The organism is Larkinella arboricola, assembly GCF_003259745.1.
Classification (GTDB): Bacteria; Bacteroidota; Bacteroidia; order Cytophagales; family Spirosomataceae; genus Larkinella; species Larkinella arboricola.
The window spans coordinates 325,086-347,456 of the sequence record NZ_QLMC01000005.1 but is presented as its reverse complement, the minus strand read 5'-3'; the positions used below and the strand labels follow the sequence as shown (position 1 = coordinate 347,456).

19 protein-coding genes are annotated in these 22,371 nt (G+C 51.6%); 10 read left to right on the top strand and 9 right to left on the bottom strand.

What is annotated here, in order from left to right; all coding sequences use genetic code 11:
- The first annotated feature begins 3 nt into the window (after nucleotides 1–3).
- A complete protein-coding gene (locus tag LX87_RS20665; protein WP_111630174.1) occupies nucleotides 4–1,005 on the top strand; it encodes a 3-oxoacyl-ACP synthase III family protein in 1,002 nt (333 codons plus the stop codon).
- A 65-nt stretch (nucleotides 1,006–1,070) separates the two neighbouring features.
- Here LX87_RS20665 and LX87_RS20660 read toward each other — a convergent pair whose 3' ends face one another.
- Entirely contained in the window at nucleotides 1,071–1,433 is a 363-nt protein-coding gene (locus LX87_RS20660; protein ID WP_111630173.1) for a CoA-binding protein, read from the bottom strand.
- A 349-nt stretch (nucleotides 1,434–1,782) separates the two neighbouring features.
- Here LX87_RS20660 and LX87_RS20655 point away from each other — a divergent pair, with 349 nt between their 5' ends.
- The gene (locus tag LX87_RS20655; protein ID WP_111630172.1) at nucleotides 1,783–2,352 is read left to right on the top strand and encodes an HNH endonuclease; all 570 of its coding nucleotides are present in this window, start codon (nucleotides 1,783–1,785) and stop codon (nucleotides 2,350–2,352) included.
- Between the two features lie 30 nt (nucleotides 2,353–2,382).
- Here the strand turns inward: LX87_RS20655 and LX87_RS20650 are convergent, their stop codons facing one another.
- The gene (locus LX87_RS20650; protein WP_229310749.1) at nucleotides 2,383–6,069 is read right to left on the bottom strand and encodes a sensor histidine kinase; all 3,687 of its coding nucleotides are present in this window, start codon (nucleotides 6,067–6,069) and stop codon (nucleotides 2,383–2,385) included.
- A gap of 152 nt (nucleotides 6,070–6,221) precedes the next feature.
- On the bottom strand, nucleotides 6,222–6,554 hold the full coding sequence (locus LX87_RS20645) for a HesB/IscA family protein (protein WP_111630170.1): 333 nt from the start codon (nucleotides 6,552–6,554) through the stop codon (nucleotides 6,222–6,224).
- Between the two features lie 170 nt (nucleotides 6,555–6,724).
- Between LX87_RS20645 and LX87_RS20640 the strand changes: the two genes are divergently transcribed.
- Complete coding sequence (locus tag LX87_RS20640) at nucleotides 6,725–7,249, top strand: DUF7935 family protein (RefSeq protein WP_111630169.1); 525 nt, start codon at nucleotides 6,725–6,727, stop codon at nucleotides 7,247–7,249.
- Here LX87_RS20640 and LX87_RS20635 read toward each other — a convergent pair.
- Nucleotides 7,246–8,106: a hydroxymethylglutaryl-CoA lyase gene (locus tag LX87_RS20635; protein WP_229310748.1), complete on the bottom strand. Its 861-nt coding sequence runs from the start codon at nucleotides 8,104–8,106 to the stop codon at nucleotides 7,246–7,248. The two genes, LX87_RS20640 and LX87_RS20635, sit on opposite strands and share 4 nt — an antisense overlap.
- 209 nt (nucleotides 8,107–8,315) lie before the next feature.
- On the opposite strand from LX87_RS20635, the gene LX87_RS20630 reads away from it, so the two are divergent.
- From LX87_RS20630 to LX87_RS20620, 3 genes are all read left to right on the top strand, one after another.
- Nucleotides 8,316–10,739 carry an endonuclease MutS2 gene (locus tag LX87_RS20630; protein WP_111630168.1) on the top strand — a complete coding sequence of 808 codons (2,424 nt, stop codon included), beginning with the start codon at nucleotides 8,316–8,318 and terminating at the stop codon, nucleotides 10,737–10,739.
- A 222-nt stretch (nucleotides 10,740–10,961) separates the two neighbouring features.
- Nucleotides 10,962–13,502: a YfhO family protein gene (locus tag LX87_RS20625; protein ID WP_111630167.1), complete on the top strand. Its 2,541-nt coding sequence runs from the start codon at nucleotides 10,962–10,964 to the stop codon at nucleotides 13,500–13,502.
- A gap of 155 nt (nucleotides 13,503–13,657) precedes the next feature.
- Entirely contained in the window at nucleotides 13,658–14,383 is a 726-nt protein-coding gene (locus LX87_RS20620; protein ID WP_111630166.1) for a sulfite oxidase-like oxidoreductase, read from the top strand.
- A 61-nt stretch (nucleotides 14,384–14,444) separates the two neighbouring features.
- Here LX87_RS20620 and LX87_RS20615 read toward each other — a convergent pair whose 3' ends face one another.
- The 4 genes from LX87_RS20615 to uvsE all read right to left on the bottom strand — a co-directional run bounded on the left by LX87_RS20615 (nucleotide 14,445) and on the right by uvsE (nucleotide 17,894).
- A complete protein-coding gene (locus LX87_RS20615; protein ID WP_111630165.1) occupies nucleotides 14,445–15,005 on the bottom strand; it encodes a D-sedoheptulose-7-phosphate isomerase in 561 nt (186 codons plus the stop codon).
- A gap of 59 nt (nucleotides 15,006–15,064) precedes the next feature.
- Nucleotides 15,065–15,967: an ROK family protein gene (locus tag LX87_RS20610; RefSeq protein WP_111630164.1), complete on the bottom strand. Its 903-nt coding sequence runs from the start codon at nucleotides 15,965–15,967 to the stop codon at nucleotides 15,065–15,067.
- Between the two features lie 133 nt (nucleotides 15,968–16,100).
- Nucleotides 16,101–16,784, bottom strand: coding sequence for an MCP four helix bundle domain-containing protein (locus LX87_RS20605; RefSeq protein WP_111630163.1), 684 nt, complete (start codon nucleotides 16,782–16,784; stop codon nucleotides 16,101–16,103).
- A 168-nt stretch (nucleotides 16,785–16,952) separates the two neighbouring features.
- Nucleotides 16,953–17,894, bottom strand: a complete 942-nt coding sequence (gene uvsE / locus LX87_RS20600) for a UV DNA damage repair endonuclease UvsE (RefSeq protein WP_111630162.1) — start codon at nucleotides 17,892–17,894, stop codon at nucleotides 16,953–16,955.
- Nucleotides 17,895–18,111: 217 nt separating this feature from the next.
- On the opposite strand from uvsE, the gene LX87_RS20595 reads away from it, so the two are divergent.
- The 3 genes from LX87_RS20595 to LX87_RS20585 all read left to right on the top strand — a co-directional run bounded on the left by LX87_RS20595 (nucleotide 18,112) and on the right by LX87_RS20585 (nucleotide 20,746).
- Nucleotides 18,112–18,912 (top strand): hypothetical protein, encoded by an 801-nt coding sequence (locus tag LX87_RS20595; protein ID WP_111630161.1) that lies wholly within the window; start codon nucleotides 18,112–18,114, stop codon nucleotides 18,910–18,912.
- Between the two features lie 160 nt (nucleotides 18,913–19,072).
- Nucleotides 19,073–19,825: a succinate dehydrogenase/fumarate reductase iron-sulfur subunit gene (locus tag LX87_RS20590; RefSeq protein WP_111630490.1), complete on the top strand. Its 753-nt coding sequence runs from the start codon at nucleotides 19,073–19,075 to the stop codon at nucleotides 19,823–19,825.
- Nucleotides 19,826–19,852: 27 nt separating this feature from the next.
- Complete coding sequence (locus tag LX87_RS20585) at nucleotides 19,853–20,746, top strand: cyanophycinase (protein ID WP_111630160.1); 894 nt, start codon at nucleotides 19,853–19,855, stop codon at nucleotides 20,744–20,746.
- A gap of 127 nt (nucleotides 20,747–20,873) precedes the next feature.
- On the opposite strand, the gene LX87_RS20580 is transcribed toward LX87_RS20585, so the two are convergent.
- Nucleotides 20,874–21,275, bottom strand: coding sequence for a hypothetical protein (locus LX87_RS20580; RefSeq protein WP_146624518.1), 402 nt, complete (start codon nucleotides 21,273–21,275; stop codon nucleotides 20,874–20,876).
- A gap of 254 nt (nucleotides 21,276–21,529) precedes the next feature.
- Here LX87_RS20580 and LX87_RS20575 point away from each other — a divergent pair, with 254 nt between their 5' ends.
- A complete protein-coding gene (locus LX87_RS20575; RefSeq protein ID WP_111630158.1) occupies nucleotides 21,530–22,348 on the top strand; it encodes a hypothetical protein in 819 nt (272 codons plus the stop codon).
- The last annotated feature ends 23 nt before the right edge of the window (nucleotides 22,349–22,371 follow it).

Genomic DNA, 22,371 nt, shown 5'->3' with positions numbered 1-22,371 from the left:
ACGATGGCTTATTCCACCATCACCGGTCTAGGCTTTTACGTTCCCGAAAACGTCGTTACGAACCACGATCTGACGCAGTACATGGAAACGTCAGACGAGTGGATTCGGGAACGTACCGGTATTGAGCAGCGTCGGTATTTTACCTACGGCAAGGATACCAACGCCAGTATGGCCACGGCGGCCTCCCGCATGGCCATCGAACGGGCCGGTTTACAGCCATCTGACATTGATCTGATTGTTTTTGCCACCATCACGCCCGATTACTTTTTTCCCGGGTCGGGTTTTCTGATGCAGCGCGAGCTGGGGCTGGAAGGGATCGGTGTCATCGACATCCGCAACCAGTGTTCGGGCTTCGTATATGCCCTTTCCATTGCCGATCAGTTTATCAAAACCGGCATGTATAAAACCGTTCTGGTGGTGGGTTCGGAAATTCAGTCCACGTGGATCAATAAGAGCACGGAAGGCCGGAATGTGGCGGTTATTTTCGGAGACGGCGCGGGTGCGGCCGTTTTACAGGCTACCAATGATCCCGAACACCGCCTTTTATCCACGCATCTACACGCCGACGGGCGTTATGCCGAGGAACTATACATTCGGGAACCCGGCAGCAGCCGACCCTCGCGTGCGGCCACGAAGGAAATGATCGACGAAGGTGGTTTTGACGTGGTGATGAACGGCAATACGGTTTTTAAACACGCTACCGTGCATTTTGCGGGCGTAATTAATGAAGCACTTCAGGCAAATGGGTACCGTGCGGAAGACATTGCCCTCCTGGTACCCCACCAGGCCAACATCCGTATTTCAGATTACGTACGGCAACAACTCAAGTTACCACCCGAAAAGGTGGTCAATAATATCCAGCGGTTTGGCAACACAACTGCCGCATCCATTCCGATTGCCCTCACCGAAGCCTGGGAACAGGGCCGTATCCAGCCCGGCGACCTGATTTGTCTGGCCGCTTTTGGCAGTGGATTTACCTGGGCTTCTGCACTGATAAAATGGTGATAGAAGATTAAATTAGAGGCTCAGGGGGTTAAATTTTTGTTAAAATTTAACCCCCTGAGCCTTCCTCAATATGTGCCGATTGACAGCATAACCAGCGTACAGGCTTCAATAGGCTCAATTCCCTGCTCCTGTAGTTCTTTTTGAAAAGCCGGGTTTTCGGTTCCCGGATTAAAAATGACTCTCCGGGGCTTTAATTTTTTGATATAGTCGTATAAGTTTGTCTGATTTTTGGCCGACACATACAGCGTAACCGTGTCAATGTCAGCCAGATCCGGTTGCCCGGTGCGAATGGTATTGTTACGGATCGATCCAGGCCGTAACCCGAGTAGCTCTACTTCATACCCCTGCTGCACCAAACGATTAGCCGCCCGGTTTGCATACCGTTCCGGGTTTTCCGAAGCGCCAATAACTAGTGTTTTTCTTTTCATTTTTTATGCTCCTAAGTAACTAATCTGTAAACCATATTGTCAGAGTTTAGTTTCATATCTCAAATCCCGATTCAGTTCATCTTCGTACTTATATACCTGATTGACCTATCGCGATGGGTTAATCCTGCAAACTTTTGAACACGACCCTTATTTGTTTAGAATTTCATCTGAATACTTAAACAAACAAATGATCATCCAAAAGAGGCAAAATTGATTTATTCCTTTCATTGAGTCCGTAGGATGATGAATCTATGGAGTTTTTTTGTAAATTTCCTCGAACAGTTGAATGAAAGTCGTGTTAACATATTGTTCAACAACCCAGCCCTAGTTACTAACCATTAATCCCAAAATGACAGACAAACGTACCAGTAATTACTGGAATGAAAAATGGGTAGCAGTCCAATTTGACGGAGTTGAAAATCCACCGCACTACGAGGTTTCGAACTTTGGCCGCATGAAGAGCTTCCAGAACGCCCCGAAAGAAGGAGCGATCATTAACGGCTCAACTATTCAGGGGTACCGCTCACTTAATATTCGAACGGGCGGTAAAACCATCAACCGGTATTTTCACAAACTGGTCGCAGAAATGTTCTTAACGCGCGAACATCCCGACCAGACGTATGTCATTCATCTTGACCACGACAAGAAGAACAATCACTATCAAAATCTGAAGTGGGTGACCAAAGAGGAGATGATAGAACACAACCGCTCCAGCCCAAACATTCTGAACCGGGAAATACCCCGCCGGACCCGGAATTATAAGCTTACGGAGTCGAAGGTAAAGATGATTAAGAAACTGCTGAAGAACGAAAAAAACCGTTTGAAGATGATTGCCAAGCAGTTTGGTATTACTCATACCCAACTGAACCGGATTCGCTCGGGAGAAAACTGGAAGCACGTTACGATTGATGAGGAATAAGACCCCAAAGCTCCGGCCTCCAGAAACACCTTAGTTTTGGCCTATGCCTTCACCTTGCAGACCATTGCCCGCTCCAACGGAAAGAATGTGAGGCAAGGTGATAAAGAATGTGGTTCCTTCACCGGTTTCGGTTTCAAACCAGATGCTCCCCCCGGCATGTTCAATACCTCGTTTGGCAATTGCCAGACCCAGACCTGACCCTCCCTCTTTGGTACTGAAGTTGGGCAGAAATATTTTGTTACGAATTGGTTCCGGAACGCCCGCGCCGTTATCGCTGATTTCGATGTTGATGTACTCCTCATTGACCGAAAGCCGTAAATGAATGATGGGCTTACGATCTTCCGAAACAGATTGTACGCTATTGATAATCAGGTTGGTCAGAATCCGGCCAATCAATTGCCGGTCGCCCATGACCATAACCGGATAAGGCGAAATGTCGCGGATGAGGGTAATTTTTCCGTCATCGGCATACAAATCCGCAGCTTTATGGATGACGGAAGTGAGTTCAAACAACTCATTTTTGGGCAGCGGCATTTTGGCAAAATCGGAAAACGAGGTGGCAATGGCACTCAGGTTATCGATCTGGTCGAGCAGCGTATCCAGGGTGCGTTGCAACACCCGCTTGGCCGCCGGATTGTCGGATTGCAGCGTTCGTTGCAGGTGCTGAAGCGTTAACTTCATCGGCGTCAGCGGATTTTTGATTTCGTGTGCCACCTGCTTGGCCATTTCCCGCCAGGCCGATTGCTTTTCGCTCTGCGACAGGGCTTGTTTTTTCTCTTCCAGCTTGACGAGCATCCGGTTGTATTCGCCAATCAGAAGCCCGATTTCATCATCCGATTTCCAGTCGAGTGGTTCGTTGAGCCGGTCCAGATTGATTTTCCGAATTTTCTGGGTGATGATTTTCAGCGGTTTGGTCAGCAGGTTAGAAGCCCAGTAGGAGACCAGCAAAAAGACCAGGAATAAACCGATAAACACGCTCAGTGCCGTCGTTACAACGTCGATCATCTGGCGTTCCAGTACGGATTCAGAGTCAAAATGAGAAACGGCCAGGATACCCAGCAGTTGTCCGTCGTACCCCTGAATGGTCGTATAAACCGTTTTATAGCGCTTTGCTCCCAGCGATTCAAGCAATAAAACCTGATTATCTTTTTCTTCAACCAGATCAATGTAGGCCGCCGGATTAATGCGTTTGGACAGATTCCCGTTTGCATACAGTAACGGTTGTGTGGAACAGGTTAAGCGCCCCTCCCTGTTGTAGATACTGATTCCAACATGCTCATCCGGGGTGATTTTCTGGAGTTCTGCCTCAATATCAGTCTGATTGCCCTGCCGGATAGCGGCCTGCAAATTAACCCAGTTCCCCAGGATGTTGACGCTGACATTCTTGGCGTCGGTCAAATAGCTATTTTCCTGATAATCCTTGTAGTTCGCACTGGTAACCCCAAATGTAATCGCCACAACCAGCGCCATCGGCAGAAAGAACGCTACGTTCAGGTATAGCTGCGTTTTTGTCGAATAATTGATGTAAAACCGAGAAAGTCCAAAACGGATGGTATAGACGACAATCAGGGTTAAAATAAATACAATCAGAACCAGATACAGGAAGGAAAAATTGGAAAGGATGTTCCGAGCCGGATAGCTCTTGGAAGAAACAATAACGATTCGGCCACTGCCATCTTTTATGCCAACGTGTTTAAAGTTATTCTGAACCGCACCGGTTTCATACAGGTTGGCAGAAGTAAGCGTTTTATCCGATAACTGGCGTTCGTAGTTATACCCCGAATTGCTGTAGAGCAATTTTTTGTTGTGATCATAAACGGCATACGCATACGTTTGTGTCTCCGGCGCCAGAACAAACTGTTTACCGGTCAGCGGTTCGTGGTAAAGGCTACTAAACTGGCTATGATCCAGCTTTAAATCAAGTACGATATGGCCGGCCAGAACATTCCCCTTCCGGATATCTATAAATTGAACGTAATGCTTGCGGAAGCCATTATCCGGGCCGCTGATAAAGTAAATATCCTGATATTGAGTCCGGTATTTTTCCTGCCGGAAACGTTTGGCATACTCGGTATAATCAGCTTGTGAATTCTGGTAATTGGCCAATCGGGGTTTTTCAGGAAAAACCCGTACCTCGGTTGTGTAACGCTCAAAATATTTATCCAGATGAGATTTTACCCGCAGCTCAATTGAATCACGGTCGGAAACCGTATCACTGGTCAGCGCCCGAACAATAACCGTGTCCCGACGAATAGCCGTCCGCGATCGATTGAGCGCAAATTCGCCGAAAGCGTCGTTTTCGACCAGCAACTGTTCGCCAAACTCGCGCTTATTAACCAGGTCTTTCTGAATGCCCTGATTATAGACAACAAACGTTGCTATGGCAGCACAGACGAAAGCCGCGAAGAACAGATAAAGCGTTGTTTTAAAGCGAAATGTGTACAAGGCCCGCGGAAAACGGCTCAGGTACAGCACCATAAAAAACAGCGTCTGAATGCCTAAAAGCCACGGCATCGGTGTTGGAAGTTGCCAGAAGAACAAGGCGGCCAGCACCGAACCTATGCCAAACCAGAGCAAACCGCGCAGGTAGGATAAATTCAGCCGGATAAACAAACTTGACAGGACGTGCTGCAACAGAAAAAAAGCCGTCGATATGCCGATAAAAACCAGCAGGCAGGCCAGCTTAAGGCTGCTATAAGACAGACTCAGCGTAATATCGAGCGTAAAAGTCGCTTTTTCGTACAGGACACGGATTTCCTCAAAGCAAATGAAAAAGACTCCGTAGCTCAGAATAACCGTTATAACCGACACCACGGCCTTCAGGATGTCCGACTGCCGGAGCAGCCAATAATACGACTGGGTGCGGTAAAAAGTATTGGCCAGATACAACGCCAGCACCACAACCACCAGGCAGTTCAACAACAAATCGCCCAGGGATGGGGCACCGGGAGAAGAACCGAAATATTTCGGATTGAAGAGGTCGAGTTCAAAAAAAAGAAACGGAACGCCGAAGTACAGCATCACCGCACGCAACATGATCAAATACAGGGCCAGAATAATCCAGCCGGCTCCATAATGGCGTCTGCGCCGTAACCGTAGCGTACTGCGAATCAAATAAACGCCCATGAAAAACACCGACAACATGACCCAGATGACGGTATTGACCGGCGAGGTTTGATTCTGGTAGTCCTTCATGTGCGGAGGAACAACCGAAAACAGGTATACGGGCGTCTGGTCAAACATACGCTGATGAACGCTGCTCTTGGCCAGCTTGATCTCTGCTGGATCAAGCGAGAACAGGTTCGGATTGTACTCCGAACGAAGATTGTTATTCTCGTCCCGGAAGCTGCGTCGCACATTGATCAGCGAAAATGCCTCCAGTGAGTCCGCGCCCTGCACGATAAATTGCCGGCTGACCAGATAATCTCCTCGGGGAAAAGCAACCAGTTTTGGATAAGAGACGGCTTTTAACCGCTTGTAACCCGGTACAAATCGGTGATCTGACCAGAAAAGAAGCTTTTTATTGCGAAAAATATAATACGGATGCTTCGTTTGGCATTTTAGTTTCGCAAACGTATAGGGGGGATTTTGCTCTTTAAGTCGCTGTGTAACCACCTGAAGTTCCTCCGAGCTGATGGCCAATTCTTTCTTGATTCGTTGTTGGGTCGTACGGAGATATTGCTCATCAGCGGCACTCAGGGCCCCTTTTTCCAACACTGAATAGAAGAAAACTGACAGAACTAATGCCAGAAGAGATAAAATCAGGAAAATATGTTTGTTGAGTTGACTCACACCAAAATGGATGACTGGGGTTACGGCTTTTCACTTAATGTAACCCCAAAATCATGCCAAATTTTCAAACAAGCCCTTTACTTTACCGAATGGTCAGATAATTTTTCGTCGGACTTCTGAATGGTGAAACCGCGCTCTTCTTCGCTGTTTTCATAGCCTACCTCGACACCAAAAACGTATAGTAGGTGTTTTTTATCAATAATAATCCGAATGGAATCAATTTCGAACACTTCATCGGTTTGTCCGGGCTGATCAAACCCCAACAGCCACGACGAACCGCATCCTCCGCCCCGTATGCCAACCCGTAAACCGTATGTATCCGGAATTTTATTCGCCCGGAACGTGTCCTGAATCTGTGTGCGGGCTTCAGGCGTTAAACGAACCGGATTTTCGATCTCATTAAAAAACATACTAAGTAAAAATTCCGTTTGCTGACTGAAAATTACAAACTTTGCTCACAATTTAGTCAATAACTAATTAATTCAGTTTATAGTGCACGATACCGTTTAACTTTCTGCCCGTGTCGGACCAATAGCTCCAACCGCAGAAACGGAATCGAATCACTGCCCTTGAAACGCCTATGGATATCTTTGCCGATTTGTTAAAATTACTGGTTCCGGCCGGTCTGGTTTTATACGGAATGTATCTGACGGTCAAATTATTACTGGAACGAGAAGCCGAAAAACAGCGCGTCGATCTGAAAAACCGTTACGCCAGTGAAGTGACCCCGCTACGGCTACAGGCGTACGAACGCATGGCGCTATTTCTGGAACGAATTACCCCCAACAACTTGCTGCTGCGGCTGAGCGGGCAGGCATCGGCGGTTCTGGAGTTTCAGCAATTGCTGCTGCGCGAAATCCGGGAGGAGTACAACCACAACGTTTCCCAGCAGATTTACATGAGCCAGACCGTCTGGGAAGCTATTCAAAGTGCCATGAATGAGGTGGTTGTCCTGATCAACGAAGCCGCCGGTGAAGTTGCCCCCGACGCCCCCGCCCTGGATTTATCCAAGCGCATTTTCGATAAAATGATTCAGAAAGACATCCAGCCTACCGCAACCGGTCTGAAAGCCGTTAAGGACGAAGTGCAGTCGATTTTTCTTTAATGTGACCCCAGAATTTCGGCCGATAAAACCAGGGCTTCGGCCAGACGGGTTTGATCAATCGTCAGCGAAACACCGGCTCGTTCGAGCAGGTCCACAACCTGCTCCGTGGGTAGGTTGCCGGTCAGATCATCAGCCGCCATCGGACACCCGCCCAGACCGAGCAACGCGCCGTCGATGCGCCGAACGCCCGCCCGCAAAGCCGCCTGCACCTTGTCGACCACCTGATCGGGCCGGGAATGCAAATGTGCCCCAAACTCAACGGAGGGAAACGCTTCCAGCAAATGCCCGAAAAGCGTCTCAATGCCGTCGGGGGTTGAAGAGCCAACGGTATCCGACGGGGCAATAATGGTAACACCAAGTTTAATCAGCCGTTCGGTAAACTGTCCAATCAAGGCGGGGCTGTAGGGATCACCATAGGGGTTTCCAAAACCCATTGACAGGTAAACCACTAGTTTCTTCCGGCTGGCAACGCACAGATTCTGAATAGCCTGCAACTCTGCAAAAGCCTGTTCAATGGTCTTGTTGGTGTTGCGAAGCTGGAATGTTTCGGAAACCGACAGCGGAAAACCCAGGTATTGAATCTGGGGATACGTCACCGCCTGTTCGGCCCCGCGGACATTGGCAACAATGGCGAGTAGTTGCGTAACGGTTTGGGAGAGGTCCAGTCCGGCCAGCACCTCCGCCGTGTCGCGCATCTGCGGAATAGCCCGGGGCGACACGAAACTGCCGAAGTCGAGCGTATCGAAGCCAACCCGTAACAGGGCATTCAGATACCGGATTTTGTCGGCGGTCGGAATAAAACCGTGTAGCCCCTGCATCGCATCGCGGGGGCATTCAATTACTTTAAACGAGTTCATACTGCAAGCGGGTGTGATTCCTCCAACGTTGAACCCCAACGACGGTTTTCGGTGACTAACCGACCGACCAAACAGGAATTTGTTTTTACTCCGTAGCTTTACGGCTTTTAAGCCCAACAGAATTAAATTACAAAGAACTGCTTACCCGCCGTTGGTGTTATTTAATACAGGGACCATAGGTCTGTAGTAACAACAAGAAAACGATTTAAATGCTTTACCCTGATTCATTCGAACAAAAATTAGGTTTTGATAAAATCCGCGACTTACTCCGGGGGGCTTGTCTGAGTCCGCTGGGACAGTCGTATGTCGATAAAATACGGTTTTCTGACAACTTTCAGCTGATCGATAAAATGCTGCGGCAGGTTGCCGAGTTCAAAACCATCGTGCAGTATGAACCCGAGTTCCCGGCCTCCAATTACCTGGATATTCGCCCGCAACTGGGCAAAATCCGGATTGAGGGCATGATGCTCACCGAGCAGGAGTTTTTCGATCTGAAACTGACGCTCCGGACCATCCAGCAGTGTCTGCGTTTTCTGGCCGGAAAGGAAAAAGAAAGCTTTCCGTACCTGACCGAACTGGCCGAATCCATTACCGTCGATAAGAAACTCACGGAAGGCATCGAGCGCGTGATCGACGACCGGGGGAACGTACGCGATTCGGCCTCACCGGAACTGGCCAACATCCGCCGACGCATCATCAGCGAACAGGCTGGTCTGCGCAGAAAAATGGACAGCATCATGAAAAGCGCCCGCCAGCAGGGCTGGATGCCCGAAGATAGCACGCTGACGATTCGGAACGGGCGGGTAGTTATCCCGATTGCAGCCGAACACAAACGGCGGCTGAAAGGCTTTATTCATGATGAGTCGTCTACGGGCCAGACGGTTTTTATCGAACCGGCGGAAGTGCTCGATACCAACAACGAAATCCGTGAACTGGAATACGAGGAACGGCGCGAAATCGCCCGGATTCTGCGTGAGCTGACGGCTTTGCTCCGCCCCTATCTGCCGGAATTACAGCGCGCTACGACGTTTCTTGGGCTGATCGACTTTATTCGGGCAAAAGCCAGGTTTGCGCTGCAAATTGATGCCGATATGCCCAAACTGGTTAACCAGCCGCTGGTGGACTGGCTACAGGCCCGGCATCCGCTGCTGCATCTGTCGTTCCAGAAACAAGGCAAAAAGGTGGTTCCGCTGACGCTGTTGCTCGATACCACCCAACGGGTTCTGATCATCTCGGGACCAAACGCCGGGGGTAAGTCCGTGGCTCTCAAGACCATTGGTCTGCTCCAATACATGCTCCAGAGCGGTTTGCTCATTCCGGTTATTGAAGGCTCGACGGCGGGTATTTTCCAGAACCTGTTTATCGACATTGGTGACGAGCAATCGCTCGAAAACGACCTGAGTACCTACAGCTCGCACCTGACCAGCATGAAGGCGTTTGTGACCTTTGCCAACCGTAAAACGCTCTTTCTCATTGACGAATTTGGTACCGGAACCGAACCGGGTCTGGGTGGCGCCATTGCCGAAGCCATTCTGGAAGAACTGACCAAATCCGGGGCATACGGGGTCATTAACACCCACTACACCAACCTGAAACTGTTTGCCGACAAAACCACGGGGCTGGTGAACGGTGCCATGCGGTTTGACGGAGAACATCTCGAACCGCTGTACGAACTCGAAATTGGCCGACCGGGCAGTTCGTTTGCGTTTGAAATTGCCTCGAAGATCGGCCTGCCCAAACCGGTTATCGACCGGGCGAAGGAGAAACTGGGTTCGCAGCAGGTGAACCTCGAAAAACTGCTGAAAGAACTGGACATTGAGAAGCGGGTTTTTGCCGAGCGAAACATGGAAATCGGGATTAACCAGCGCAAACTGGCCCAGCAACTGGCCGAAACCAACGCCCTGAAAACCCGGCTCGACAACGACCAGAAACGGATTCTGAACGAAGCCAAGCAAAAAGCGAAAGCCCTCGTAACCGAAGCGAATCAGCGGATTGAAAATACCATTCGGGAGATCAAGGAAAACAAGGCCGAACGTGACATGACCCGGCTGGTGCGTCAGGAACTGGAGCAGTTTGACAAAAAAGAACTCAAACAGGAAACGCTGGCCGACGAGCCAAACCGCAACGCCGATAAAGCGGACACGGAAGAATTCCTGCCCGATAACACCGCCATCACCGTTGGCAGTTTTGTCCGGATTAAGGGACAAACTACGATTGGTGAGGTGCTGTCCCTGCGCGGAAAAGACGCCGAAATCCGGATTGGTGATCTGAAATCCAACATCAAACTCAACCGTCTGGAGAAGGTCAGCCGCAAAGTGTACCGCGAAGCCGTGGGTGAATCGAGCCGCCCCCGCATTCAGGGCATTGACCTCAATGAGAAGATGATGAATTTCAGCTTCAACCTCGACATTCGGGGCAAACGGGGTGAAGAAGCGCTGGTGGAACTGGACAACTTCATCAACAACGCCCTGATGCTCGGTTACTCCGAACTCCGGATTGTTCACGGCAAAGGCGACGGTATTCTGCGCACGCTGGTCCGCAACCAGCTCCGGACCTTCCCACAGGTTGCTTCCATGCAGGATGAACACGCCGACCGGGGTGGCGCCGGGGTGACGGTCGTAAAACTGTCCTGAACGCTGATTCTGTCGATTAAGGGATTCACCAAGACCACAAGTAGACTCTTTTGATCTTGGTAAATCCCTTAATCTGTGTAATCCGGGTTCAGAGCCTGTAATTCCGGTTCAAATCGCTACAAACGGAAAAAGTGACGGAGGGAGTTTTCGCCTTGGCGGAAAAAGCGTTTCTTTACCCGTTAATTGAAAAGGCTGCTTTTAGCTTCGCATCGTATCGATAGTATGAATTTCAAACGCTTCCTCCCCCATTTACTCGCCGTCATTGGGTTTGCGGTATTGGCCGTTGTGTATTGCTCGCCCGTCCTGAAAGGCAAACGATTGAACCAGCACGACATCATTCAGTCCATTGCCGCCGGGCGCGAAGTCGTTGATTACCATAAACAAACCGGCGAATGGGCCTGGTGGACCAACAGTATGTTTGGCGGAATGCCCGCTTACATGATTTCCGGCGACTACCCCACCAGCCTGACCCACAAGCTGGGACAATACATTAACCTGCTCCTCCCCGACCCGGCCAACTACATCTGGCTGATGATGGTGGGCGGTTTTGTGCTGATGCTGGCGCTGGGGGCCAACGTCTGGCTGTCGGCGGTGGGGGCGGTAGCCTACGCGTTCATGTCCTACGACCTGCTCAGCCTCGAAGCCGGTCACGTTTCCAAAATTCTGGCGCTGGCCTATGCACCGGGCATTCTGGGCGGTGTCATCATTGCCCTGCGGGGTCGGTATCTGGCCGGAGCGGCTCTAACGGCGTTGTTTTTAGGGCTCGAACTCTACGCCAACCACGTTCAGATTACGTATTACCTGGCCTTTGGCATCGTCGTTTACGTTCTGATAGAGAGCATTGCGGCCCTCCGTGAAGGGCGCGTCCGCCAGCTTATGCTGTCCCTATCGGCCCTGGCGGTTGCCGTCGTGCTGGCCGTGGGTACACACACCACCCGACTCTGGAATGCCGCCGATTACGTTACGGTTTCGACCCGCGGCAAATCCGAACTAACCATCACCCCCAAAGCCGAACCGGGCGCGCAACAGGCTCCTGCAACCGCCCCCCAAGACGGTCTGGGCAAAGACTACGCCTTCCAGTACAGCTACGGCATTGGCGAGACATTTACGTTACTGATTCCGAACTACCAGGGAGGGGCCGCTTCATCCAACCCTCTTACTACGGATTCAGAAACCTACAAGAAAATGACCAGCATCGGAGTTGATCCTGGCATGGCTCAACAGTTTATTCAGCAATTGCCAATTTATCACGGAGATTTGTTTCAGAGTGGTCCGGCCTATGCGGGTGCTATTGTCATTTTTCTGTTTGTACTCGGCCTGCTCATTGTTCCCGGACGCCTGAAATGGTGGGCACTGGGCATTACCCTCCTGTACATTGGCTGGGCGTGGGGTAAAAACTTTCCGGCCCTGAACTACACCTTCTTCGACTATTTTCCGGGCTTCAATAAGTTTCGGGCGGTGACGATGACGCTTAATCTGGCTCAACTGACCCTTGTTTTGCTTGGCATTGTGGCTGTTAAGCAGATTAGTGATAAAAAACTGACTCCTGAGCAGCTAAACCGTCCTCTGATGATTGGTCTGGCGCTTACCGCTGGCCTGTCGTTGCTCATGGCACTTGTTCCGACGGTTTTCCAGGATTTCCGGGGACCTAATGACGAGATGTTGATGGGCAATCTGGAGCAGGGTTTGCAAAATAAAAACCTCGCCGAACAGGTGATGGCGGCCATCATCGACGACCGCATTAGCATGCTGCGTTCCGATGCCTTCCGCTCGGCCATACTGATTCTGCTGGTGGGTGGTCTGATCTGGCTGTTTGTCCGGAACCGCATCAAGCCGGTTATCTTCTACCCGGTGCTTCTGGCGCTGGTCATTTTCGACCTCTTCGGCGTGGATAAACGGTATTTCAACAACGACGATTTTGTGAACAAACAGGCCATTCAGGAGACGGTTTCTCCGACGCCCGCCGACGAGCAGATTCTAGCCGACAAATCGCTGGATTACCGGGTGCTGGATGCCACCACCAGTTTTATGAGCGACGCCAAAGCATCGTATTTTCACAAATCGCTGGGGGGCTATCATGCCGCCAAAATGCGTCGGTATCAGGAACTGGCCGACTTCCAGCTTTACCGGAATTTGCGGGAATCGCCAAATGCCCCGAATGCGTACAACGTCATTAATATGCTGAACACCAGGTATTTTATTACGCAGGCGCAATCAGCAAATCCCGAACAGCAACAGGCACCGGGACCTCCGGTGGCCGTACCCAATCCGGGCGCGCTCGGCAATGCCTGGTTTGTCCAGAATTATCGGCTGGTTCCGAATGCCAACGCCGAGATGCAGGCCCTCGACACGCTGGATACGCGCCGGAATGCCGTAATCGATCAACGGTTTGCCGAGCAACTGAACGGCCTGAAAATTCAGCCCGATTCGGCGGCCAATTCCATCCGCCTGACCAGTTACAAGCCCAACGAACTGACGTACGAAAGCAACGCTACCAGTGAGCAACTGGCGGTTTTCTCGGAAATTTACTACAACGTCCGCGACGAATGGAAAGCCACCATCGATGGCAAGGAAGTGCCACACCTGCGCGCCAATTACGTCCTGCGGGCCATGCGCGTTCCGGCGGGCAAACACACCATTGTGTTCAAATTTGATCCGGTGTCAATCCGGGTCGGGAAGGTGGTCGATCTGGTTTGTTCGCTGCTGATTATCGCGTTCATCGGAACGGCCGTTTTCATCGAGAACCGGAAGAAACCCGTCTAACTTAACATTGCCGATTGCGAGTAAAAACCGGGAAGCATCCAGCTTTCCGGTTTTTTGTTTTCTTCAAATACCGTATCCGTCCCGTTTGCTTTTCCCGCTTTTTGGTCAATCAAACCAGAACGGTTTACTTGTTGTTACACTCCAAACCAGAAATCATGGAACCAGAAGAGATCTCACCGGAATCCGACAAACTCGACCGCATTGTGGAAGCCCGCATGAAGCTGAAACGCCGGTTTGAGGATGCCATGCAAAATACGCCGTCAATGGCCGACCACATCGACGGGCCGAACAAGCCGCTGGGTTCCGGCCCACCGAACCGCCACGGTATGCCCAAGATTCCAAAAAGCCAGACGGTTACGAAGAAATGGCCGGTTTTAGATCTGGGCCATCATCCCAACATTCCGCTGGACAAGTGGCAACTGGCCATCGACGGTGAGGTTGAACACCCGATTCGGCTGAAATGGGCGGATTTTATGGCCCTGCCCCAGACCAAGGATGTCAGCGATTTTCACTGCGTCACCACCTGGTCGAAACTGGATATTCCCTGGGAAGGTGTTCGGTTTGCCGACCTGGCTGCGCTGGTGATGCCCAAGGAAGCGGCCACCCACGTTATGTGTTATGGGTTTGACGGCTACTCAACCAACCTGTCGCTGGAAGAAGCCCTCAAACCCGACGTACTGCTCGTCCATACCGTCGAAGGCCAGCCCCTGCCGCGCGAACACGGTGGTCCGCTCCGGATGATTACGCCCCAGCTTTACGCATGGAAAGGCTCCAAATGGATCAAACGCATTGAATTTCTGGCCGGCAACCGGCTGGGTTTCTGGGAAGAGCGCGGTTATTCGAATACGGCCTATCCCTGGCGGAATGACCGGTATAGCTAAGAGAATATTTCGCAGCGTTTAGCGGAGCCTCTGCTTAACGCTGCGAAATAACTTCCCACGTTTATAGCGAATTCTCCATAAATGCGTAGCACAACATATGGCAGATCGTCATGTGCGCATCTTCGACACGGCCGTAGTGTTCGGAGTCGATAACGATCACCTCATGCGCCAGATCCGCGAGTTTTCCGCGTTTGCCACCAACGAGCGCCACACTGGTCAGGCCGTGGTCGTTGGCCCACTGAACGGCTTTGACCAGATTGGGTGAACTGCCGCTAACGCTCATGGTCAGGACCAGATCGCCCGGCTGGGCGTAGTTCTGCAATTGTCCCGCAAACACATCGTCGTAAGAATAATCGTTGCCCAGGGCCGTTAGCCAGGCGGTATTGTCGTTCAGCGACAGGCAGCGAAACCGTTTGCCGAGCTTGTCGGAAGCGCCCTTGCCTAAGTCCGTAATGAAATGGGACGCATTGGCCGCGCTGCCGCCGTTGCCAAACACAAACAGTTGACGGTCTTCCTGCCAGCAGATTTTCAGCAGGCTTACAATGCGTTCGACCTGATCGACCGGAATCGAGTCAATGGCCGCCTGGTGATGGATAAGGTATTGTTTGAAATACGTTTGCATACACTTGAATTATGATAAAGACGAACGGCATTTTGGCCCGGCAGGCTTACGCTGCCTTCCTATTTTGATGACAGATTCAGGGCACCAATCGGAACGGCATTTTCGCCCAACTCCGCCAGCCGAACCGCCGGACCAGGTTGAAAAGCACCCATGATGTAGTGTGGCAATCGGGCTTCGACAGCCGCCCGCAACGGTTCGCCGGTCAGCGACAACCCACCGCCTAACACAATTACGTCGGGATGCAGCAAATGGACTACGTGCGACAGCCCAAAAGCCAGATCGTCGGCAATGCGCCCGATAATCTGCCGGGCTGTGGCGTCACCCTGATCAAAGGCTTCCCGCAAAAACCGGGCTTCTCCTGAGGTGGCCGACCCGACCCGCTGCTTTAAAATGGAATCGTGAGAAAGGTCAGCAATGGACCGCCGAATTTCCTGATCAACGGCCCAGCCCGAACAGACGGATTCAACGGTTTTGCCGGATTTATCCAGACGGATATGACCAATCTCGGTTTCACCCGGCGGAACACCGTGGTAAATGCTGCCGTCGATTACCATACCGCCCCCGACGCCACTGCCCAGCGTGATGTAGAACACCTGCCGAAACGGACGACCGGCCCCGTGCAGAGCCTCGCCCAAAGCCGCCACATTGGCGTCGTTTTCGACCCGAACCTGCGGGGCTGCCGTCCGCTGGTGCAACCAGGCCGTCAGGTTAAAACCGGACCAGCCCGCAATCTGGTGTGAGGTGGCAATCTGGCCGGTTTGCGTATCAACCGGGCCGCCAAAACCAACGCCGACGGTTTCGATCGGTTCGGTAATCTGCCGAATGGCGTCGTCAATTTGCTGTAAAATACCGTCAGCGCCGTGCGCTTTATCGACCGGATAGCGAAAATGTTGCCGGATAGAGGTTCCTTCGCCCGTTACTAGTTGCAGTTTTGTACCGCCAATTTCAATACCAAGATTCATTATAATACGTGGATACCGATCCGTCGCGCCAAAGTAAGGAAGAAAAACCGTAGGACAAGGATCTTTTTAGAGATCCAGTCTATTTTGGCGGCCCGAAGCCGGTAACAGACGGAAATGGCAGAGCGGCTTCCGTTTAGTTCAAGTGAAAAGGCTGTTTTTCCTGGGTAATCATTTTGGAGTTATAAATCAGCCCCAGGATCACCAGGCCAATGATAATGGCGACGCTAATCTGTAAGGAAGAAAGAAGATTAAATTGGGAGGATTCACTTTGCGATTCGTTCATCAGGCTTCGTCCCACGGTCGACTGAATCCGGGTTAAAGCATTCAGACACTGAATCGATTCCTGAAACATGGCCGCCCCCCGCCCATTAAACAACGCATGACCGGCCTCTTTCTGTCCGTCCTGACTCAACTGCAGAATCCGGTTTTCCAGCACCGTATAGTCTTTCACATGGTTTTTGAACGTATGAAGGCTTTTCGCTTCTTCGGCAACCAGAAACGTTTTTTCAACATCCCGGAGCAACGAATCAATGGCGCGGTCCCGCCGGTGCAACTGTTCGCTCACCTGAGCCAGCGTTACATCCGTGTTCGAGAACAGGTATTTTTCGAGCGAAAGCCGTTTGGTATACAGATTTTCGCTTAAATAAACCATGTCAACCGCAGGGATAAGCCGATCCTGATAAATCGACGAGAATGACTGATTGATGTGTTTTATGGCACTGTTTGAAAGGAATGAACACAGGACTACGAGCGCCATGATGCTGGTTAACAAAACGGCGGCTTTTAATTTTTGCTGAATAATAAACGACCACTTCATACGCTATAGTTTGCTGACCCACAGGAAGAAAGCCTCCTTTGTTTCTCTTGAACGAAAAACAAAAATAAACATATTCTCCAAGGTTTGACCGCAACACTGCGTATAATTACAAAAGCCGTCGTGTCGCCCGTTTAGCGCTCCTTTCTAGGCCGGGGTTTGCTTCTGCGGTTATTCAGACTGCTGTAATTTCATGAGTTTCTGCACGGCGGGCGGTATCACCGGCTCTTCTCCCCGCAGCCGCATCACCGCGAGTTCTTTCATCTTCGACTCAAAAACAATATCGACTTCCTTGCCGTAGGTATTGACGGTCGAATACAGCCAGTCGGCGTGGGCTTCGCGCCGGGCGGAGGGGTCTTCGCGGGTTTGACGGGAATCGGAATAATGGAACACCGGCCGCACATCCCAGGTGTGGTAGGCCATCAGAAAGGCTTCTTCCTGGGTCTGTCCGCCCGGATTTAGTGAATGGTGGAAATAATCAAAGACAATGGGAATGCCCACGGCTTCGTGGAGGGACCGCAGATCGGCAACGGAATACAGACTCGGGCGGTCATCGTTTTCCACCGTCAGACGCGCCCGCAGGTTTTCCGACAGCAACTTGAAATTTTGGGCAAACCGGGCCAGTGATGCCGTCTTGTCGCCGTAGGTTCCGCCGACGTGAATGTTGATCTTGTTCCAGTGAGACGGTTTTAGCCCCATCAGGTCGAACAATTCCGACTGGTATTCCAGGTCCACAATGGTATTATCCAGCACCTTGCCCTGGCCCGCCAGTTGATTGAAAGGCCCCGGATGCGTGGTCAGGCGGATGGGTCGCCGACCGATTTCTTCCAGCGTAGCCCGGATAGCCGGGAAGTCCGGCAAACTGGCAATCCGGTATTCCGACGCCCAGGGAAACAGGTCTGACGAAATGCGAAACAACTGAAAACCGTGTTGCAGGTTCCAGTCGACAATGGTGAGCAGATCGTGTACGTTTTTCAGGGCCAGCTCGGAGGCATACGCCAGACCGCGTTCAAGAAACGTTTTTTTGATCATCCCCCGGTTGGTGGTGACCTTTTGGGCCTGTAGACTCAGGTTGATACAGGCGTAACCCATGTTGACTGGTGACGACATCATACCCGTCTAACCGAAAATCAGCCCGGGTGTTTTTGCCGGACGGTTGTTTGGTTAGTCAGCCCCGTTAGCAACCCGACAGACACCAAAACTATTCCCGTTGCCATTTTGCTGGAAAGCCATCCGCATCGTTGCGTAAAATAAATCCTGGACAGGCGCTTGCAACCTTTTTACTCCCGCCAAGCTCTTCCTATATAATACCTTAAACCCGATAAACTTCATGAAAACATTTTTCCGTTTGGCCCTTCTTCCGGCTATTCTGTTTATTCTCCTGGATGCCTGTACCCTACAGGATCATCAGCCCCCGGGTCAGAATCCCGATTGCAACTTGTTAACAATGACCCTGGTTACGAAAACCTCTTTCGGGCCGCGGCTCCAGAAGGACGAAATCCTAGAGGTGGATGGTCAGCAGATTCCCATCGGTAAAGAACGCTCGTATGAATATACCTTCGACGAGCAGAACCGTCTGGTCCAGAGGCAATATCTAACGTATACGGGTAGTTCCGCAAACCAACGAATTACGTATGAGTATGATGCAAACAGCGTAACCACCAAACAATATAATTACGCGTCTCCCCAACCTGATCTTGTCGAAAGGCTGCCGTTGAACGAACAGGGCTTATGGGCCAAGGAGGACTTTACCTATGATGCCGACGGCTTTCTGGTACAGGATGCCAATGTGTATGGCCCTACCAGTTATACCGTTGTTGAGGGTAATATTACCCGGATGGAGCGTCGTTCCGGTCCTGATGAACCGGTTACGGAGGTGGTGACGTATGAATATGACCTCTCCAAACCGAATCTACCTAACTCGGAACCGTACCGGGGCAAAATCAGCCGGAATCTGCGAACCAAACAAACCTTTCAGCTTTATGATAACGGAAAGCTAACCGTCACGTATGTCTATAACTTCAAATACCTTTTTGATCAGGCTGGGCGCGTTACCCGCTCTTACTATTCATTCGACAGTTACGGAACAACCCACTATCAAGTCGCTGATTATTTTTACACGTGTCGGTGAGGAATCTGACGTATCGAAATCAGCCCCGGCCTGATGAAAGCCGGGTTTTTGTTTCCTCCAGACTGGAGATGTAAAAAGAGGCCGGACCATTTCCTTGTTTTTGATTCAGAACAGAAACCGGAACCGGGCGCGTCGAGTACTGTTAGAAAACGATACACGTATGAACGTCACCTTAAAAGTCTGGCGGCAGAAAAATAGTCAGACACCCGGTAAACTCGTGGAATACCAGCTAACCGACCTGTCTCCTGATATGTCGTTTCTGGAGATGTTTGACGTCCTGAACCAGGATTTGATTCATCGGGGTGAAGACCCGGTCGTCTTTGACCACGATTGCCGGGAGGGCATCTGCGGCTCGTGCGCGATGTTTATCAATGGACGGGCGCACGGCCCCCAAACCGGCGGAGCCACCTGCCTGCTGCACATGCGCAGCTTTGCCGATGGCAGCACCATTGTGGTGGAACCCTGGCGGGCGCGGGCTTTTCCCGTCATTAAAGACCTGGCCGTTGACCGGTCGGCTTTCGACCGGATTGTGCAGGCCGGTGGCTATATTTCCGTCAATACCGGGGCTGCACCCGACGCCAATGAAATCCCGATTCCGCGCGAACGGCAGGAACAGTCGATGGACGCAGCCGCCTGCATTGCCTGCGGAGCCTGCGTAGCGGCCTGCAAAAATGCTTCGGCGATGTTATTCACGGCGGCCCAGGTTTCCAAATTTGCCGTTCTGCCGCAGGGTCAGCCCGAACGCCAGCTCCGGGTGGAGCGTATGGTTGCCCAGATGGATGCCGAGGGCTTCGGAGCCTGTTCCTTTATTGGGGCCTGCTCGGTGGAATGCCCGGCTTCCATCTCGCTCGACCATATCACCCGACTCAATCGGGAGTTTCTGGGTGCTAAACTCACGTCTAATAACGTATAACCGGGTTGCGAAAGCCGTCTACTGAATATGATTGATAAGCGGATCACTCCTAAAGGCAAATTGATTCCGATTGGCGGCAGTGAAGCCAAAGATCAGGGCGACAATGAGTCTTCCAGCGAACTTCGGCAATCCCACTTTTTTGAATCCGGTATTCTGTCCGAATTTTTACAGGAGGTGAAAGGCCCGGACTCCCGAATTGAAATCATACCGGCGGCCTCCGAAATACCCGACGAAATGGGAAAAGAGTACCTGAAAGCGTTCCACCAGCTAGGTTGCAAAAACGTTCATGTGCTGCAAATTGACTCCTACGAAGACGCCGACCGCGCAGAAAACCTCAACCGGATTGCCAAGGCGGACGGGGTCTTGTTTACGGGGGGCAGCCAGGACCAACTGATTGAAAAGCTACTGGACACCCAACTCATTCAACGAATCCAGGAACGCTACCAGAACGATGACTTTGTCATTGCCGGAACCAGCGCCGGGGCCATGGCCATGGCCCGGCTGGCGATTAAAGAAGGAAAAGGTGGGGAGTCGCTCATCAAAGGCATGATGGAAACCGAAAAGGGATTCTCTTTTTTGCCCGATGCCGTTATCGACACGCACTTTATGCAACGCAGCCGGTTTCCCCGCCTTACCGAAGCCCTGCTGCGCAATCCCGGTCTGATCGGTATTGGCTTGTGCATCGACTCCGGCGTTGTCATTTCGGAGGGAAACATCATGCGGGCTATCGGCTCGGGCGGAGTTTTTATTATTGACGCCGACGAGGTATCCCAGACGAATTACCACGAGGTTCCCGAGCTTGAGCCGGTTTACCTCCATAACCTGCGGGTAACGATCCTGGCACGGGGTGCTTCCTACTTCCTCAAAGAACGTTCGTTTGCCAAATTAGCAGAAACCAGTCTGGCAGACAATCATAAATGAGCCGGGTCGGCTGGCTCTTCACAAAACAAAAAAGAACGTAACCGGTCGACCGGTTACGTTCTTTTCATTCACCAATTCATTGTTTACCTTAAAGATTTCCTCTCCTGAATTATCGAGTGCCCTGTTACTACGGACGTTTCTGTTTCTTATCGGTTCCCGCACTACCAGCCGCAGCGGGTTTTGAACGTTGTTCACGGCTCTGCTGGCCGGTGTTGTTGGTAGCCGTGGAGCTGGTCTGATTGCGGGTTCCGACGGTGAGTTCACCGTCCGGCGTACTGAACTGGGTTCCGGCACCCTGCTTTCCGCTCGTACCGGCTGTCTGGCCATTTCCACCGGGAACCTTTCCGTTTGACTGCTGGACCTGACCACCCGAACCCGGGTTTAATCCGACAGATCCACTGGTTTGACCGCTCGCGCTGGCCCCCAGCACTTGCTGGCTGGGCGAACTACTGCTTGATGTTGTCTGGGCCTGCGCCTGAAGGGTAGTCATTGCTACGATCATCGCTGCCGCTAATACGTTCCTTTTCATCGCTATGGTTGACTACAGTTTATGAAAGTATATAAGTGCATTAACTCATATTGAGGGAATAAAGCCGGTCAGAACAGGCAGGAATGAGGATTCGGTCTACGAAATTTCAGGAAGGTGAAAGCCCCCGTCCGGACCCGGAACATGGACCATAAGCTAATTTGAAAGCAGCGATTCGTGCCAGATGCCTGCCTAAGCAGTTCCCTTTTACACGTATTGGGTTTCCCGAATAAATCCTTAAACGACCAATCATCATTATGCACAACACCATCTTAAAATCAACCATTCAGCTAAAAAAGTATTGGGCCTTATTACCTCTTTGCGGGCTGCTGGCCTGTGGTGACACCACCGGCGGTGCCACCGGTGATACGGGCGGGGGTGGCCGGCGGGTCGAAGGCTTGGGCCGCGAGGTCAGCGGTAGCCGGCGGTTGAGTGAATATTACCAGTACAGCCTGCCCTGCGATTACATCAATCAGTCGTCGCTGGTGAGTATGCTTGGACTCAAGGAAGGCGCTACGCTTACCTGGACAGATACCGAAGCCGCTTGTGAAGTTTCCGCCAACAATAAAAAGCTGGTTGTCCTTTCGACCACAAGTCCCCGGCCTTTTGAATCGGTTTTTCACGCCGAATATTATTTTGACCGTCTTTATGATCCATCGGCCCTGAACAAACGCGGCAGAAAGCAGTTTTATACGGGTCCGGACCCGGAAGGAACCGGCGCAGAAAGCCCGGCGGGCGGAGTAGGCAATTCTTCTACGGCGGATCAGGCTACGGTTGCCGGAGCGCCCACCGACTCCACCCAGGTCCATTCAGAACCCGGCGTACCGCGTACGCAACTGGATGATAATGACGAAATAAGGGCGGGTAGCCAGCCTGTTCCGGGGGCCTGGGAGAAAGCCGTCTGGAACGCCAGAACCCGGACCCTTCACATTCTGAATCTGGAACATGTCTTTCATATCACGGTAAATCATGGCCCGACGGCGGCTGCCGATAGCCTGCACGCTGCCCAGCTGGGAACCCTGCTGGTTCAGCAGATAGACCATGAAGCCGACCGGGGAGAACGCACGATCTACTAATCTGCCAGCCTTTACAAACGAGT

What these genes read in the sequence shown, in the direction of transcription:
- uvsE (WP_111630162.1), bottom strand. Translation starts at nt 17,894, where the DNA reads ATGATGTCGTCACCAGTCAACATGGGTTACGCCTGTATCAACCTGAGT.
- LX87_RS20665 (WP_111630174.1), top strand. Translation starts at nt 4, where the DNA reads ATGGCTTATTCCACCATCACCGGTCTAGGCTTTTACGTTCCCGAAAAC.
- LX87_RS20575 (WP_111630158.1), top strand. Translation starts at nt 21,530, where the DNA reads ATGCACAACACCATCTTAAAATCAACCATTCAGCTAAAAAAGTATTGG.
- LX87_RS20635 (WP_229310748.1), bottom strand. Translation starts at nt 8,106, where the DNA reads ATGAACTCGTTTAAAGTAATTGAATGCCCCCGCGATGCGATGCAGGGG.
- LX87_RS20630 (WP_111630168.1), top strand. Translation starts at nt 8,316, where the DNA reads ATGCTTTACCCTGATTCATTCGAACAAAAATTAGGTTTTGATAAAATC.
- LX87_RS20645 (WP_111630170.1), bottom strand. Translation starts at nt 6,554, where the DNA reads ATGTTTTTTAATGAGATCGAAAATCCGGTTCGTTTAACGCCTGAAGCC.
- LX87_RS20595 (WP_111630161.1), top strand. Translation starts at nt 18,112, where the DNA reads ATGAAAACATTTTTCCGTTTGGCCCTTCTTCCGGCTATTCTGTTTATT.
- LX87_RS20655 (WP_111630172.1), top strand. Translation starts at nt 1,783, where the DNA reads ATGACAGACAAACGTACCAGTAATTACTGGAATGAAAAATGGGTAGCA.
- LX87_RS20620 (WP_111630166.1), top strand. Translation starts at nt 13,658, where the DNA reads ATGGAACCAGAAGAGATCTCACCGGAATCCGACAAACTCGACCGCATT.
- LX87_RS20640 (WP_111630169.1), top strand. Translation starts at nt 6,725, where the DNA reads ATGGATATCTTTGCCGATTTGTTAAAATTACTGGTTCCGGCCGGTCTG.
- LX87_RS20625 (WP_111630167.1), top strand. Translation starts at nt 10,962, where the DNA reads ATGAATTTCAAACGCTTCCTCCCCCATTTACTCGCCGTCATTGGGTTT.
- LX87_RS20605 (WP_111630163.1), bottom strand. Translation starts at nt 16,784, where the DNA reads ATGAAGTGGTCGTTTATTATTCAGCAAAAATTAAAAGCCGCCGTTTTG.
- LX87_RS20660 (WP_111630173.1), bottom strand. Translation starts at nt 1,433, where the DNA reads ATGAAAAGAAAAACACTAGTTATTGGCGCTTCGGAAAACCCGGAACGG.
- LX87_RS20580 (WP_146624518.1), bottom strand. Translation starts at nt 21,275, where the DNA reads ATGAAAAGGAACGTATTAGCGGCAGCGATGATCGTAGCAATGACTACC.
- LX87_RS20615 (WP_111630165.1), bottom strand. Translation starts at nt 15,005, where the DNA reads ATGCAAACGTATTTCAAACAATACCTTATCCATCACCAGGCGGCCATT.
- LX87_RS20590 (WP_111630490.1), top strand. Translation starts at nt 19,073, where the DNA reads ATGAACGTCACCTTAAAAGTCTGGCGGCAGAAAAATAGTCAGACACCC.
- LX87_RS20585 (WP_111630160.1), top strand. Translation starts at nt 19,853, where the DNA reads ATGATTGATAAGCGGATCACTCCTAAAGGCAAATTGATTCCGATTGGC.
- LX87_RS20610 (WP_111630164.1), bottom strand. Translation starts at nt 15,967, where the DNA reads ATGAATCTTGGTATTGAAATTGGCGGTACAAAACTGCAACTAGTAACG.